General features: G+C 70.9%; 13 protein-coding genes and 2 pseudogenes. 9 read left to right on the plus strand and 6 right to left on the minus strand.

Features of this window, described 5'->3' with window-relative positions; translation table 11 throughout:
• The first annotated feature begins 7 nt into the window (after positions 1–7).
• Positions 8–1,239 (plus strand): annotated as a pseudogene (locus M3Q35_RS15575) (MFS transporter).
• A gap of 11 nt (positions 1,240–1,250) precedes the next feature.
• A complete protein-coding gene (locus M3Q35_RS15580) occupies positions 1,251–2,195 on the plus strand; it encodes a hypothetical protein (RefSeq protein ID WP_273944359.1) in 945 nt (314 codons plus the stop codon).
• 3 nt (positions 2,196–2,198) lie between these two features.
• On the opposite strand, the gene M3Q35_RS15585 is transcribed toward M3Q35_RS15580, so the two are convergent.
• Positions 2,199–3,242: an aldo/keto reductase gene (locus M3Q35_RS15585; RefSeq protein ID WP_273942492.1), complete on the minus strand. Its 1,044-nt coding sequence runs from the start codon at positions 3,240–3,242 to the stop codon at positions 2,199–2,201.
• Positions 3,243–3,481: 239 nt separating this feature from the next.
• Here M3Q35_RS15585 and M3Q35_RS15590 point away from each other — a divergent pair, with 239 nt between their 5' ends.
• On the plus strand, positions 3,482–5,200 hold the full coding sequence (locus M3Q35_RS15590) for a PHP domain-containing protein (protein ID WP_273942493.1): 1,719 nt from the start codon (positions 3,482–3,484) through the stop codon (positions 5,198–5,200).
• Positions 5,197–5,721, plus strand: a complete 525-nt coding sequence (locus M3Q35_RS15595) for a hypothetical protein (protein ID WP_273942494.1) — start codon at positions 5,197–5,199, stop codon at positions 5,719–5,721. Before M3Q35_RS15590 ends, M3Q35_RS15595 begins: the two co-directional genes overlap by 4 nt.
• Here M3Q35_RS15595 and M3Q35_RS15600 read toward each other — a convergent pair.
• Together M3Q35_RS15600 and M3Q35_RS15605 are read right to left on the minus strand one after the other, a co-directional pair.
• Positions 5,715–6,353 (minus strand): response regulator, encoded by a 639-nt coding sequence (locus M3Q35_RS15600; RefSeq protein ID WP_273942495.1) that lies wholly within the window; start codon positions 6,351–6,353, stop codon positions 5,715–5,717. The two genes, M3Q35_RS15595 and M3Q35_RS15600, sit on opposite strands and share 7 nt — an antisense overlap.
• Positions 6,350–7,261 (minus strand): sensor histidine kinase, encoded by a 912-nt coding sequence (locus tag M3Q35_RS15605; RefSeq protein WP_273942496.1) that lies wholly within the window; start codon positions 7,259–7,261, stop codon positions 6,350–6,352. Before M3Q35_RS15605 ends, M3Q35_RS15600 begins: the two co-directional genes overlap by 4 nt.
• 324 nt (positions 7,262–7,585) lie before the next feature.
• Here M3Q35_RS15605 and M3Q35_RS15610 point away from each other — a divergent pair, with 324 nt between their 5' ends.
• From M3Q35_RS15610 to M3Q35_RS15620, 3 genes are read left to right on the plus strand one after another with little or no spacing between them, the layout of a single operon-like run.
• Positions 7,586–7,792 carry a hypothetical protein gene (locus M3Q35_RS15610; RefSeq protein ID WP_273942497.1) on the plus strand — a complete coding sequence of 69 codons (207 nt, stop codon included), beginning with the start codon at positions 7,586–7,588 and terminating at the stop codon, positions 7,790–7,792.
• Positions 7,789–8,196 carry a hypothetical protein gene (locus tag M3Q35_RS15615; protein ID WP_273942498.1) on the plus strand — a complete coding sequence of 136 codons (408 nt, stop codon included), beginning with the start codon at positions 7,789–7,791 and terminating at the stop codon, positions 8,194–8,196. Before M3Q35_RS15610 ends, M3Q35_RS15615 begins: the two co-directional genes overlap by 4 nt.
• Before the next feature lie 36 nt (positions 8,197–8,232).
• Positions 8,233–9,156 (plus strand): aldo/keto reductase, encoded by a 924-nt coding sequence (locus M3Q35_RS15620; RefSeq protein ID WP_273942499.1) that lies wholly within the window; start codon positions 8,233–8,235, stop codon positions 9,154–9,156.
• 76 nt (positions 9,157–9,232) lie between these two features.
• Here M3Q35_RS15620 and M3Q35_RS15625 read toward each other — a convergent pair whose 3' ends face one another.
• Positions 9,233–9,658 (minus strand): OsmC family peroxiredoxin, encoded by a 426-nt coding sequence (locus M3Q35_RS15625; protein ID WP_273942500.1) that lies wholly within the window; start codon positions 9,656–9,658, stop codon positions 9,233–9,235.
• A gap of 305 nt (positions 9,659–9,963) precedes the next feature.
• On the opposite strand from M3Q35_RS15625, the pseudogene M3Q35_RS15630 reads away from it, so the two are divergent.
• Positions 9,964–10,452: pseudogene (locus tag M3Q35_RS15630) on the plus strand (YbhB/YbcL family Raf kinase inhibitor-like protein); the annotation flags it as partial.
• On the opposite strand, the gene M3Q35_RS15635 reads toward M3Q35_RS15630, so the two are convergent.
• A complete protein-coding gene (locus M3Q35_RS15635) occupies positions 10,449–10,709 on the minus strand; it encodes a hypothetical protein (protein ID WP_273942502.1) in 261 nt (86 codons plus the stop codon). The pseudogene M3Q35_RS15630 and the gene M3Q35_RS15635 sit on opposite strands and share 4 nt — an antisense overlap.
• A gap of 92 nt (positions 10,710–10,801) precedes the next feature.
• Between M3Q35_RS15635 and M3Q35_RS15640 the strand changes: the two genes are divergently transcribed.
• On the plus strand, positions 10,802–12,235 hold the full coding sequence (locus tag M3Q35_RS15640; RefSeq protein ID WP_273942503.1) for a serine/threonine-protein kinase: 1,434 nt from the start codon (positions 10,802–10,804) through the stop codon (positions 12,233–12,235).
• On the opposite strand, the gene M3Q35_RS15645 is transcribed toward M3Q35_RS15640, so the two are convergent.
• Positions 12,236–14,716, minus strand: coding sequence for a Xaa-Pro dipeptidyl-peptidase (locus tag M3Q35_RS15645; protein ID WP_273942505.1), 2,481 nt, complete (start codon positions 14,714–14,716; stop codon positions 12,236–12,238). It abuts the gene before it with no gap.
• Positions 14,717–14,776: the final 60 nt, after the last annotated feature.

A 14,776-nucleotide genomic window follows, 5' to 3' on the forward strand; every position in this document is an offset into this window, starting at 1 on the left:
AGCCGGCATGTACATCGCGGCAAGCCGTACCTCGGACCTGGCCAATGGCACCGGTCGCAAGCCGGCGCTGCGGCGCGTCGCCGCCAACGTCGTGGCGCTCGGCGTGGTCAGCCTGGTCACCGACATCTCCTCGGAGATGGTGACCGCCGTCCTCCCGCTCTACCTGGTGCTCGGCCTCGGCCTGAACCCGTTGCAGTTCGGGCTGCTCGACGGGCTGTACGCCGGCGCGACCGCGGTCGTGCGGGTGCTCGGCGGGCATCTGGCCGACCGGTGGCGGCGACTCAAGGCGGTCGCCGGGTTCGGGTACGGCTTGTCCGCGGTGTGCAAGCTCGGGCTGATCGCCGCCGGCTCGTCGGTGGCGGCGATCGGCGTCGTGCTGGCCGCGGACCGTACGGGCAAGGACTTCGCACCGCCCCGCGGGACGCGTTGATCTCGCTCAGCAGCGAGCCGGGCACGCTCGGGCGGTCGTTCGGGGTGCACCGCGCCCTGGACACCGTCGGGGCGTTCCTCGGCCCGCTGGTGGCGATGGGGGTGCTCGCGCTCAGCGTCGGCAGCTACACCTCCGTGTTCTTCACGAGTTTCTGCATCGCGGCGCTGGCCGTGCTGCTGCTCGTGCTGTTCGTCCGCGACCATCCGGTTTCGGTGGCACGGGCCGGTGTGTCGTTGCGGGCCGCGGTGAACCTGTTGCGGTCCCAGGACTTCCGTCGGGTCACGATCTGGGCCGCGCTGCTGGGTCTGGTCACCGTCGGGGATTCGTTCATCTATCTGCTGCTGCAACGGCGCTGGGATGTCGCCGCCACGTACTTCCCGTTGCTGCCGTTGGGAACGGCCGGGGTCTACCTGTTGTTGGCCGTGCCGCTCGGCCGACTCGCGGATCGGATCGGCCGCTGGCCGGTGTTCCTCGGCGGGCACGCCGCGCTGTGCCTCGCCCTGGTGCTGATCTGCGGTCCACAGGCCGGATTCTGGCTGGCCGTCGTCGCGTTGGGTCTGCACGGCGTGTTCTACGCCGCCACCGACGGCGTGCTGATGGCCGCCGCCGGGCCGCTCGTGCCGTCGGGGCTGCGAGCGACCGGTCTGGCGGTCGTCCAGACCGGGCAGGCGGCGGCCCGGATGCTCTCCTCCGTCCTGTTCGGACTGGCGTGGACGCTGTGGGACCTGCGTCCGGCGGTGTTCGTCGCCGCCGGCTGCCTGGCCACCGTGGCCGTCGCCGCCGCGATCGTGAAACCGGTGCGCCCATGACGATTGTGCCCATGAAGAAGATCCTGCTGGCCATCGCCGGCACGGTGGTCCTGGTCGCCGCCGCCGTTGCGTACACGGTCAGCGCCCGCCCGGACACGGCCGACGCCGTGCCGGCGGCCAAGCTGACCCTCGGGCCTGGACAACTGTTGTACCGCAACGTGTCCACCGGGCGCATCGCCGCTGTCCCGCTGAACGACCCCAAGGCGAGCCCGGCGATCAGTGGCCTCAAGTGCGACCGTTTCGCCGTCGCCAAGCAGACGGCGGTCTGCCTGGCGGTCGAGCCCGGCACGCTGCCGGCGGTGACCGATGTCATTGTGCTGGACGAATACCTGCACGTCCGGCACACCGAGTCCGTGTCCGGCACGCCCAGCCGGGCCCGGGTCTCCCCCGACGGCATGCTGGTCTACTGGACGGTCTTCGTCACCGGGGATTCCTACGCCGCGACCGGATTCTCCACCCGCGCCGGCATCTACGAGGTGGGCACCGGCGCACTGGTCAAGACCGTCGAGGAACTGGCCGTGCAGGTCGACGGCAGCCCCTACACCGCGCCGGACGTCAACTACTGGGGCCTCACCTTCGCCGCCGACGGCAACCGCTTCTACAGCACCCTCGGCACCCAGGGCAAGACTTACCTGATCGAGGGCGACTACGCCAAGTACCGCGGCAAAGCCCTGCGGGAGAACGTCGAATGCCCCTCGCTGTCCCCCGACGGCACCCGGATCGCCTTCAAGAAGAAGATCTCCGACGGCGTCTGGCGGCTGTCCGTGCTCGATCTGGCCACCATGAAGGAGATCCCGCTGGCCGAGACGCGCAGCGTGGACGACCAGGCCCTGTGGCAGGACGACCACACCGTCCTCTACGGACTGGGCAACGCCGTCTGGGCCGTGCCGGCCGACGGCTCCGGCGCGCCACGGAAGCTGGTCGACGACGCCTCCTCGCCGGCGGTCACCGGCTGACGGTCACCGGCTGACGGTCATCTGCGGGATCCGGGCGGCGATGCGCTGGAGCTCGGCATCGCTGGAGATGCCCTGGAAGTCGTAGCGCGGCGTGTACGGGCGCTCCAGCTGGGCGATCTCGTCGTCGGTCAGCACGATGTCCAGCGAGGCCACGGCCTCGTCGATGTGCCGGGTCGAGTTCGCCCCGACCAGCGGGGCGACGACCACCGGGTTGGCCCGCAGCCAGGCCAGCGCGATCTGGGCCCGGCTGACGCCACGGGCATCGGCCACGGCCCCGACGGCGTCGACGATCTGCCGGTCGCTGTCCGGGGTGGAGTAGAGCAGGTCGGCGTAGCCGCCGTCGGTCTCGGACCGGGCGGTGGCGTTGTCGTCCCACGCCCGGGCCAGGCGGCCGCGCGCCAGCGGGCTCCACACGATGGTGCCGACTCCCTCGTCCGCGCACAGCGGGAGCATCTCGCGCTCCTCTTCACGGGCGAGCAGGTTGTAGTGGTCCTGCATCGACACGAACCGGGCCCAGCCGTTGGCCTTCTGCAGGTGCAGCGCCTTGCTGAACTCCCAGGCGTGCATGGACGACGCGCCCAGGTAGCGCACCTTGCCCGCCTTGACCAGGTCGTGCAGCGCCTCCAGGGTCTCCTCGAGCGGCGTGCTCGGATCGTTGCGGTGGATCTGGTAGAGGTCGACGTAGTCGGTCCCGAGCCGGCGCAGGCTGTGGTCGATCTCGGTCATGACCGCCTTGCGGGACAGGCCCTTGCCGTTGGGGCCGGGCCGCATCGGGTGCCGCAGCTTGGTGGCGATCACCACGTCGTCCCGGTCGGCGAAGTCGCGCAGCGCGCGGCCGAGGATCTCCTCGCTGGAGCCCAGCGAGTACAGGTTGGCCGAGTCGAAGAAGTTGATGCCCTGCTCGAGGGCGTGCTTGATCAGCGGGCGGGACTCCTCCTCGGGCAGCGACCAGGCCGGATGCCCCTGGTCGGGCCGGCCGTAGGTCATCGCGCCGATGGCGATCGGCGACACGTCCAGGCCGGTGCCGCCCAGTTTCACGTACTCCATGACTTGTCTCCCACAGGCTCAAGCGGAGAGCTCTCCGCATGCTTCCGACGTTAGCGGAGAGCTCTCCGGATAGCAACCCGATCACCAACCGCGTCCGCCCCGGAGCCGGGCGTGACCTCGCCGGCGGGCAGCGGGATGGCCATCTTCGGGACAGTTGTCGTTCACGTCCGGTTTGCCGGGGCAGGTGAGGCTTCGCCCGAAACGCCCGTGTCGGCGCGGCGGCGAAAGAGGGTTTCCAGGTGGGACACGATCACGGTCACGACCACAACCACGATCATGGGCACGACCATGGGCACGACCATGGGCACGACCACGAGCACGGCGGCGAGGGCCTGTCGGCGGCGGCCGACCTGTCCGTGCCCGACCAGGAGCTGAGCCCGGACGCGCTGTCGCGCAGATCGATGTTCCGCCGGGCCGGGTTGCTCGGCGCCGGCCTGGCTTCGGCCAGCGTGCTGGCCACGGCCGGCACCGCGGCGGCCGGCCCCGAGCGCAACCGGTCGCGGGGCGGCCTGCTGTGGCTGGCCGGCGACCACCACATCCACACCCAGTACAGCTCGGACGGCAAGTACCGGGTGCTCGACCACGTCCGGCACGCCAACGCGTACGGCCTCGACTGGATGGTCATCACCGACCACGGCAGCAACGAGCACGCCAAGATCGGCGTGGACAAGGTCAACCCGGACATCGTGGCGGCCCGCGACAAGGTCAAGGACACGCTGGTGTTCCAGGGCCTGGAGTGGAACATCCCGGCGGCCGAGCACGGCACCGTGTTCGTGCACCCGGGCCGCAACGAGCTGCCGCTGCTCAAGGAGTTCGAGAACACCTACGACGGCTCGGTCAAGGGCGCGACCGCCGGCACGCCGGCCAACGAGGCGCTGGCCATCGCCGGCGTCAACTTCCTGGCCGACGCCGTGCGCCGCCACCGCGTGCAGGACGCGCTGTTCCTGGCCAACCACCCGGCCCGCAAGGGCATCGACTCGCCGCACGAGATCCGCGCGTGGCGGGACGCGGCCCCGAACATCGCCGTCGGCATGGAGGGCGCGCCGGGCCACCAGGGCGCGGGCATCCCCGCGCCGCACGGCCCGGGCAGCGGCCGCGGCGGCTACGACAACAGCCCCAGCGCCGACTCGTTCCCCGGCTACCCGCTGGAGAGCTACCGCACGTGGGGCGGCTTCGACTGGATGACCGCGACGGTCGGCGGCCTGTGGGACAGCCTGCTGGCCGAGGGCAAGCCGTGGTGGATCACCGCCAACTCGGACTCGCACAACGTGTACGCGGACAACGCGGTGCGCGGCCCGGGCTCGGACTTCACCAAGAACGGCAAGTACAACGACCCGGTCTACGGCGGCGACCTCAACCTGGGCGACAGCGACTTCTGGCCCGGCTACTACTCCCGGACCCACGTCGGCGCGTGCGACTTCTCCTACGCGGCGGTGATGGACGGCATCCGCGCCGGCCGGGTGTGGGTCGACCACGGCGGCCTGATCAGCGGTCTCGACGTGCGGCTGCGGGCCCGCAACGGCCGGGACGAGGTGCCGCTGGGCGGCATGCTGCACGTGCGGCGCGGCGCCGAGGTCGATCTGGTGATCTCCATCGACCTGGCCAACGGGCCGAACTGGGCGCAGTTCGTGCCGACGCTGGCCAGGGTCGACGTGATCGCCGGCGACGTGACCGGCAAGGCGGCCGACCGTGACGGCTTCGTCGCGCCGACCGCCAAGGTGGTGAAGTCCTTCGAGGTCAACAAGTCCACCGGCACGGTCAGCTTCACCTACCCGCTGGGCCGGGTCTCGAAGCCGCAGTACCTGCGGCTGCGTGGCACCGACGGCAACCGCGGCGCGGTCGGCCTGCACGGCGCGGGCGTCGACCCGGTCGGGCCGGCGATGGACGTGCTGGGCTCGGCCGACCCGTGGAAGGACCTCTGGTTCTACAGCAACCCCCTGTGGGTCCTGCCGTCGTGACGGTCTTCGGCGTCGACACCGGCAGCCGGTCGCTGCGGGAGGCGGACCACCTGATCCATGATCTGGTGGCCCGCCTCCCGGGGCCGGTTGTCGCCGGCACGCATCTGATCCGCGGCGAGCGCCCGCACATCGCGGTGTCGCTGGAGTCCGATGTGGAGAGTCTTCCGGTTGATCCGGAGATGAGCGTCGTCTCGGTCGTCTTCCGGGCCGGCCCTGACGGCCTGGCCGCCGCGGAAGCGTTTGCGCAGCACGGTGTTTCGGGCCGAGCCGTGGTGTTCCCCGGCTCGGAGCTCACCGGTGCCGTGCGGGTCGGCGATCTGCTGGCCGGCTCGTCGATCGACCGGTTGCACGTCGTCGGCGGCTCGGAACAGCCTGGGGCGGACGACTTCCTGGACACGCGTGATCACCTTCGGCCGGAATGGCAGGGCGGCGAGCTCGTGCTGGCCGTCACGCCGGCCGGCGCGGGCCGGTTCGCGCCGTTCGAGGTGCCCAACCCGACGCCCTGCTGCGCCGATCACTGAACGGTCAGCCCGGCTCGCACGGCCAGCACGACAAGCTGGGCCCGAGACCGGGCGTTGAGCTTGCCCATCGCCCGGGTCACGTGGGTGCGGACGGTGGCCGGCGACAGGAACAGCGCGTCGGCGATCTCGCCGTTGGACCGCCCGGTCGCCACCCAGGCGGCGATCTCCCGCTCCCGCCCGGTGAGCGTGTCGAGGCCGTCGACCGCGGTCGGCGCGGTCCAGCGCCGGGCGAAGGTGGACACCATCAGCCGGGTCACCGACGGGGACAGCCACGCCTCGCCGTTGGCCACGACCCTGATGGCGGGCACCAGTTCCGTGGGGGCGCTGTCCTTGAGGACGAAGCCGCCGGCCCCGGCGCCGAGCGCCTCGAACACGTAGCGGTCGATCTCGAACGTCGTGACGACGATGACCTTCACCTGGTGGTCCAGGCGTTTGAGCACGTCAAGGCCGTCCATACCCGGCATGCGGATGTCCAGCAGCAGCACGTCGGCCGGGATCCGGCTCAGCTGGGTCAGCGCCTGCCGGCCGTTGTCCGCCTCGCCGACCACCCGCATGTCGTCCTCACGGTCGACCAGCACGCGCAGGCCCATCCGGACCAGCTGGTGATCGTCGGCCAGCAGCACCCGGATCATCGGCTCACCGGCAGCCAGGCCACGACCTGGAACCCGCCGCCCGCACGGGGTCCGGCCTCCAATCGTCCGTCCAGCTCTTCGACCCTTCGCCGCATGCCGGCCAATCCCCGACCGGCCGGCGCTGCCGCTCCGACGCCGCGATCACTCACCCGGACCCGCACGTGCCGCTCGCCGCGGTCGACGGCCACCTCGGCCGTGGTCGGGCCGGCGTGTCGGAGGATGTTGGTCAACGCTTCCTGAACCACCCGGTACACCGTGCCGTTCACCGGCTCCGGCAGCTCGCCGTCCATGGTGAAGTCGACCGCCAGGCCACCGGCCCGGACCTGCCGGATCAGGTCGTGGATGCCGGCCGGGTGGACGGCGTCCAGCATCCGCCGCAGGTCGGCCAGTGCGGCGGCGGACGTCTCCTTGATCGCCTCCACGAAGAGCCGGGCCTGGGCCGGCTGCTCGTCGAAGACGAGCAGCGCCACGCCGGCCTGCATGCTCACGACGGCGAAACCGTGGCCGGCGATGTCGTGCACCTCGCCGGCCAGCCGCATCCTTTCCTCCAACGCCGAGCGGGCGATCAGGTTGCGGCGCGCGGCCTTCATCACGTGGATCAAGGCGCCGAGCGACCAGGGCAGCACGATCCAACCCGTCCAGGCCAGCGCCAGCAGCGTCGGCGTGTGCCCGTCGCCGAGCAGCCGCAGCAGGATGGTCGCCGAGGAGATCACCGCTGCCACCGCGCCGGCCGGGGCCGATTCCCGTAGCGGTCGCTGGCGGGCGAGCTCGAACACCGCGACCACCAGGCACAGCAACACCGGCCCGTTTACCAGCAACACCGCGCCGCCAACACCAGCAGCGACAGACCAGACCCGTTCCAGCGGGCGGGGTCGTTCCGCGCCAACGGCAATCGTGCCCGCGACCACGGCAGCACGATTCAGCCCGTCCAGGCCGGCGACAGCGACCTCGGCGCGTGCCCGTCGCCGAGAAGAACACGGCTGCCAAACCCAGGATCGGCTCGGCCCCGCCGATGCTTCGCCCGGTTGGCGGATTTCGCCCGCCGCCACCCGACGCCACCACCCACCCGAGCCGATGCGGCGGGCTAAATCCGGCAAGGGCGAAGCATCGGCCCCATAGGGGCCGAGCCCGCGACGCCGAAGGCGGCGCCGACAAGCACAGCCGCCATCGCCGACGAGGCGACCGGCTACGACGGCCCGGGCCCGTTCATCTACCCCGCGTTCGCACTGCTCGTGGCGCTGGCCCCGTGGCGCTACACGCCCCTGTCAGCCACGCTGATGAGCGCTTTCTTCCTGTACGGCGGCCTTGTGTCCTCGGAGTTCACCGCCAAGCTCATCCGGCCCGACGCCGTGCTCGACTTCGCCGCCGGTTGGGTGCAGATGCTCAGTTTCGCTGTTGCCGCAGTCCTTTCCATCGCCGCAGTCGTCAGGAGTGCATGATGTTCCGTCGTCTCAACCGTGGCACCGTCGTCTCGCTGGCCGGGCTGCTGGTCGGCATCGGCGGTCTGCTCGTTCAGTGGGCCGCCGACCCGTCGATGTTCTCGGCCGGCGAGCAGCCGTTCGGCATCGCCTTCCCGCCGGGCATCCTGTTCATCCTCGGCGCCGGCCTGCTCACGCTGGGCACCGCCCGCTGGTGGTGGCATCCGGTGTTCGCCGTGCTGATCTCGTTCTGGATCGTGGTCGTCGGCGGCCTGGCCGGTCAGCTCACGCCGAACCTGTTCTCCCCCAACCTCGGCACCGTCGCCGGCAATGTGATCATGACCGTCGGCCTGGCGCTGGCCGGCATCGCCGGGGTGGTGGGCATGATCCGGGCCCGTCGCTCGGGCACACCTTCCCGGGCATGACCGTAATTGTGTGGCGGGCCGTGGTTCGATGGGGACGTGACTGTCCTGCCCCAGCGCCGCATCGGCCGTGACGGCCAGACCACCGGCATCCTCGCGCTCGGCTCGTGGCACACCTACGACCGTATGCACTTCCCGGACGCGGTGCGGATGCTGCGCCGGGCCGTCGATGCCGGGATCACCCTGTTCGACGTGGGCGTATACGGGACCGCCGACCGGCCGCCGGTGTTCACCGACGTGCTGTTCTCGGCCATGGTCCGCGCGGCCGGCCTGCGCCGGGACGACTACCTGTTCTCGGCCAAGCTGTGGCTGGAGGACTACTTCGGCGACAACCTCCGCGAACAGCTGGAGAACGCGTTGTTGCGCGGCGGCGTCGAGCACGCCGACCTGGTGATCGTCAGCGCGCACCCGGCCGACACCGATCTCCACGCCCTGGTCACGGAACTGGCCGAGCTGCACCGGGCCGGGTTGATCCGGCAGTGGGGCGTGAACAACTGGTCGCCGGCGTCGATCCGGGCCGCGCACGACTTCGCCGCCGCCGACGGCGTTCCCGGGCCGTCAATGGCCCAGCTGGTGTACAGCGTGGCCCGCCGGTCCACTGTGGAGGGCCCGGAGTTCGGCGCGGTGTTCGGCGACCTCGGCGTCACGTTGCAGTCGTCGGCGGTGTTCGAGTGCGGGCGGCTGCTGGGCAAGAGCCGCACCGGCGCCGAGCCGCACGACGACGCGCAGCGGCGTATCGCCGACAACGTGGATGCCCTGGCCAAGGCCGCCGAGAGCATCGGTGCCACGGCGGCCCAGCTGTGCCTGGCCTTCACGCTCACCCATCCGGCCAACACCACCACGTTGTTCGGCTCGACCAGCGTGCGGCAGCTGGAGGACAACCTCGCGGCCGCCGACCTGCTCACCAGCGTCGGCGCGGCCGAGCTGCGGGCGCTGGCCGAGCCGTTCCGGGTCGACCGCTGACCAGTACCGGAACAGGTCCGGCCAGCTGGTGGACAGCCGGCGCTGCCCGGCCCGCCGAGGCGGGCCGGGCCCGCGATCAGGCCAGGGTGGCCTCGAGGGTGATCTCCGGCACGGCGGCCAGCGCGCGGCTGACCGGGCAGCCCGCCTTGGCGCCCTCGGCGAACTCGCGGAACTGGTCGGCGTCCACGCCGGGCACGTCACCCTTGGTGACCAGCTCGATCTTGATGATGGTCGGCACGCCGTCGACCGGGCGCAGCGTCACCGAGGCGTCGGTCTCGATGGACGTGGCGGTGAAGCCGGCCTTGGCCAGCGCGCTGGCCAGCGCCATCGAGTAGCAGGACGCGTGGGCGGCGGCGATGAGCTGCTCCGGGTTGGAGCCGGGGCCGTCCTCGAAGCGCGACTTGTAGGTGACGCCACCGGTGATGTTGTTGCCCGCGTTGAACTGGCCCGACCCGGTGGGGATGTCCCCGTTCCAGCTGGCGTGGGCCTTCGAGACCGGCATGTTCTCGTCCTCCTGGGTTGGTCCGTTGATCACCGCGAGTATGCCCCACCGGCGACAATCCGCAGGTTGTCCACCCCATGAGGACCGGCTGCATTATCGGTGAAATCGAACACGTGACCGCGTCGTCCTTATCCGGAAAGCGCTTTCTTGACAGTACTGTCCGAATCCTTGTAGAAGTGGATTCCCCGCCGCCGCGCCACCGTCGAAGGACGAACTGGGAGGACGCAGTGGCGAAGCGAATGGCCGTGCTCGTGGCGACGGCGATGGCCGTGACCTTGACGGCGACACCGGCAATGGCCGCCCCGGGCCTGGCCCTGACCAGCACGGCGTTCGCGGACAACGCGAAGGTCCCCGACCATTACACCTGCGTCTTCGACCACAAGGCCGGCCGGGATGTGTCGCCACCGCTGGCCTGGACCGGCGGCGCCGCCGGCGTGAAGGGCTACGCGATCGTGCTGGCGGACGTGGCCAACGGCGGCGACAAGGTGCACTGGGCGATCTGGAACATCCCGGCCGCAACGGCGTCGCTGCCCGAGGGCCTCGGCTCGGGCTACGACGTGCCGGGGCAGGGCGGCGCGAAACAGAAGGCGATGGGCAGCGGCGCCACGGCACTCCAGTACTTCGGCCCCTGCCCGGGCGGCAAGGAACACCCGTACACGTTCACCCTCTACGCCCTGAAATCGTTGCCGGCATTGAGCGCTTCGTCGACCATGAGCCAGATCGAATCGGCGATCAAGAAGGCCAGCAGCGCCACCGCCGTGCTGCGTGGGAAATCCGCCGCGGCGGCGAACTAACGCCGCAGCCCGGGCCACTTGCGACGGGCACCCTGCCTGGTCATGCCGGCCGCGGCGCCGATATCGGGATAGTCGGCGCCGTGTTCGGCGGCCCTCCGCGCGGCCGTGGCGGCCAGCTGCTCGGCGCTGTCCCGCACGGCCAGCAGCGTGGTCAGCACGGCCAGCCAGTGCTCCCGCTGATCACCGTCCGCGTCGTCGGCTCGAGACAGCCGGTCAATGGCGGCGGTCAGCTCGGCGCGTTGCTCGTCGGACAGCACCCCAGCATGCTCCCGCCGACAACATCTGTTGTCAACAGCACCGTTATGTACTGTCCCCTCCACACGATCGTCAGCGCGGAGGGATCTCGCCCGTGGCCACCACCCCGGACACACAGCGGCTGGTAGCCGGCCGATACGCCCTGCTGGCCGAGTTGGGCCGGGGCGGCATGGGCGTGGTGTGGCGGGCCGAGGACCGCGTGATCGGCCGGCCGGTGGCGGTCAAGGAGCTGCGCCTGCCCGACGACCTGCACGGCGAGCGGCGCGACATCCTGGAGGAGCGGGTGCTGCGCGAGGCCCGCAGCGCCGGCCGGCTCAGCGATCCGACCGTGGTCACGGTGTTCGACGTGGTCAGCGACAACGGCCGGTTGTTCCTGGTGATGGAGCTGGTCGAGGGGCCGACGCTGACGCAGTGGGTGGCGGCCAACGGCCCGATGCCGCCGGCCGCCGTGGCGGCTCTCGGCAAGCAGGTGCTGTCGGCGCTGGAGAACGCGCACTCGGCCGGCATCGTGCACCGGGACGTCAAGCCCAGCAACATCATGGTGCTGCCGTCGGGCCGGGCCAAGCTGGCCGACTTCGGCATCGCCCGCATCGACGACGACCCCCGCCTGACCAACACCGGCGCGGTGATCGGCTCCCCCGGCTACCTTGCGCCGGAACGCATCCAGCACGCCGTGGCGACACCGGCCACCGATCTGTGGGCGCTCGGCGCGACCCTGTTCTTCGCCGTGGAGGGCTACGCGGCGTTCGAGCGGGCCAACACCGCGGCCACGCTCTACGCCGTCACGAACGAGGTGCCCTATCTCAGCCGCTGCCAGGGCCCGCTGGCCTCGGCGATCATGGGCCTGCTGATCACCTCGCCCGAGGCGCGGCTGTCCCACCAGCAGGCCATGCACCTGCTGGAGCTGGCCGGCAACCAGACCCCGGGCAACACCACGACCGCCCTCGCCACCGCGCCGCTCACGAAACCCAAGCGCGGCAAGCAGATTGCCGCCTTGATCGGCGCGGCGGTGGTGCTGGCCGCGGCGGCCTTCGGCGGCGGCTGGCTGACCGGACGGTTCAACGAGCCCGACACGGCGGTGGCCTCGCCGGCCATCCAGACCACCTGGAGCTACGGCCCGGGCGCGGAGATCCCCCAGTTCAAGCTGTACACCGGCAGCTGCGCCGGCGGGGCCATGGTGGCCGGACACGCCTACACGGCCTCGATGTCGTGCGACGAGCCGCACGACGTCCAGGTCTACGGCACGACAACTCCGTTGGACACCAACTACAAGGGCGACTATCCGGGCGAGGACGTGTTGGCCCGCAGCGCCGAGGGCTACTGCGCGCTGCTGTTCGAGAGCAACAAGATCGCCCCCAAGGACAAGGACACCACGCTGCGCTTCCGTGCCCTTGTGCCGGGCGAGCAGGCGTGGAACCACGTCAAGACCGAGGACGAGCCGGACGGCGGCGCGCGCGACGCCTTCTGCCTGGTGTACTCGGCCAACGGCAGTCAGCTCAAGGACACCGTGATCGCCAAGACCTCCTGATCAGCAGCCGAGTTCGTCGGCGAGGCGGGTGGCCGCGTCGCCGCGCAGGGTCCGAACCGGCCAGCACGCATCCCAGCCGCTGACCACCAACTGGCCGACGGCCGCGACGGTTCGCCGGTCCCCGGTGCTCGCAAGGTCGAGCAGGTCCTGCTCGGCCACCTGCCGTGAAGCGTGCGTCCAGGCCTGACCGACCCGCTCGGGCGTCACCCATGATCCGACCTTGCCGGCATCGAAACACCCTTGCCGCACGGAGATCTGGTTGGCCGCCAGCAGCACCGAAGCCTGGTCCACGGTCAGCCGGCCGGCGCCGACCCGGTCGAACACCGTGCGCAGGAAACCGTCGAGGGTCTGACAACGGTTGTTGTCAAGGTGGAGGCCGGCGGCGGCCGCTGCCTGCTGCACGGCGGCAAGGTCGGTGCCACCGGTCGCCGAAGCGAACGCTTGCGGGCCACCGACAATCGGCAGACTGACCGTGCTGCGGGCGAGATCAACGGACAGCTTGGTGCCCGGCGACGTGCGGATCGTCGCCTCCTGGTCGCTGGCCAGCACCATCAGCCCGAGCCGGTGCCCGGCCACCACGACGGCATCCTTCGGTTGCAGGTCAAGGCGAAGCCGGTAGGACTGGCCGGGCGTGACCGGCTCCGTGGCGGCCGCCGAGGTTCGGTTCTGCGGGTCCAGCCAGCCCCGGGTAAGGATGGTGCCGTTGCCGGTCGGCGGGTAGTCGACCAGCGCCACGGTCAGGTTGGCCCGCGGCGCGGAGGACGCCACCCACAGCGAAGCCCATGGCGTACCGGAGATCCGCACGTTCGTGGCCAGCGCCGGCGTCTGGTAGAGCAGCCGGGTACCGGACGTGGCGGCATTGGCCGAGGTCACCGCCGGCACGGACGCGTCGTCGGTCAGGGTCTCGGTCACGGCGCTGGCCGGGCGCAGGGTCAGGCCGCCGATGCCCGGCGCACCCGCGGTGAGGTTTGCCGTGACCAGACCCGTTGCCGGGTCAGGCCATTCGGCGTACGGCGTGGGGTTCGCGCTGCTGCACGGCAGGCCGATCACCGCCCCGGAGACGACACGTTCGCCCGGCTTTGCCGCCACCGCAACGGAGAGCGTGATGTGCGTGCGGTCGGGGATCTTGGTGATGACGGCGTTGGTGTTCTTGACCGTGCCGTCGGCCGCGGTGACGGGAATCGCCGGCGTGAAACCGAGGGTCAGTCGACTTGAGTCCGCGACCGCGAGAGTCGTGACGTTGGACTGGTCGCCGACCGACGTCGTCTGCCTTGTCGGGCAAGCGTTTGCCTCTCGTACCACCCAGGCCTTCGGTTGCTGCTCAACGCCGTTGTGCACGCCGAACAGGTAACGCGTGAACCAGCGGTTGACCAGCACGTCCGGCGGCGCACCGCCGTGGCCGCCCTGGTGGAAGTACAGCATGTGCGGCACACCCTGCGCCTTGACGGCGTCGTAGAACTGGGCCATGTTCTTGGTCATCACGTTGAAGTCGTTGTCGCCATGGGCCATCAGCACCGCGGCGTGCACGTTCCGCACGTCCCGCATGGTGTTCCGGTCGTTCCAGAAGGCGCTGAAGTCGCCGGTGACCCGGTCCTCGTGCGCCGCCAGCCCGGCGATCACCGGTTGGCACACCTTGCGGTCGGCCCGCGAGTACACCGCGTCGGCCAGCACGTCCAGGTCCTCACCCTGGAAGGTGAACGGGGCGCGGACCATGCCGTTGGCACGGTAGTAGTCGTACCAGTCGGAGATGGCCGAGATCGGCACGATCGCCGCCAGGCCGTCGACGCCGGTGCTGGCCACCGCTTCCGGCAGCGTGCCGTTGTAGGAGGTGCCGATCATCGCCACCTTGCCGGTGGCCCAGTCCGCGTCGACCCGGTCGGTCGAGGTGGCGCTGGTGAACGCCGGCACGCGGCCGTTGAGCCAGTCGACCACGGCCTTGCCGCCGTTGGTCTCGTTCGGTCCGCCCGAGGTCGGGCAGCCCGTCGACAGGCCAGTGCCCGGCGATTCCGCGTGCACGACGGCGAATCCGCGCGGCAGCCACGTCGTCTCGTAACCACGGCTCACGATCGGGCTCGTGTTCGTCGCCGGCCAGCTCGGCGTCACCGGGCGTGGCGGCGGTTGTGTGCCCAGGTCGTGGTCGACCTGCCAGTTCTCCGCCGGGCCGATGCCCGCGTAATACGGGCTGTCCTCGAATACCACCGGCGCGCGGTAGTGGCAGCTCGGGTCCGCTGTCTGTGCCGGGCGCGTGATGTCGACGTGCACGCGGTCCGGCACCCCGTCGTGATCGCTGTCGTCGGGCGTCTGCACCCAGGCCTCGCCGCGCAGCCACGTCGTCTGGTCGGTCGGGAACACGCTCTGCGCCAGGCCGTCCGCGAACTGCGGCGTCACGCAGGCGCTCGTCGTCGGGGCGGCCACCGCCACCTGCGGCACCGCCAGCCCGAGCGTGACCACGGCGACGGCGACCGGCAACAGAAGGCGCATCAGGGCTCCTGATCATCGCAGGGACACCTCCGATGCTTCCCGACCGCCACCGGCCCGGAC

The sequence above is a fragment of the Kutzneria chonburiensis genome, from assembly GCF_028622115.1.
In the GTDB taxonomy this organism is placed as follows: domain Bacteria; phylum Actinomycetota; class Actinomycetes; order Mycobacteriales; family Pseudonocardiaceae; genus Kutzneria; species Kutzneria chonburiensis.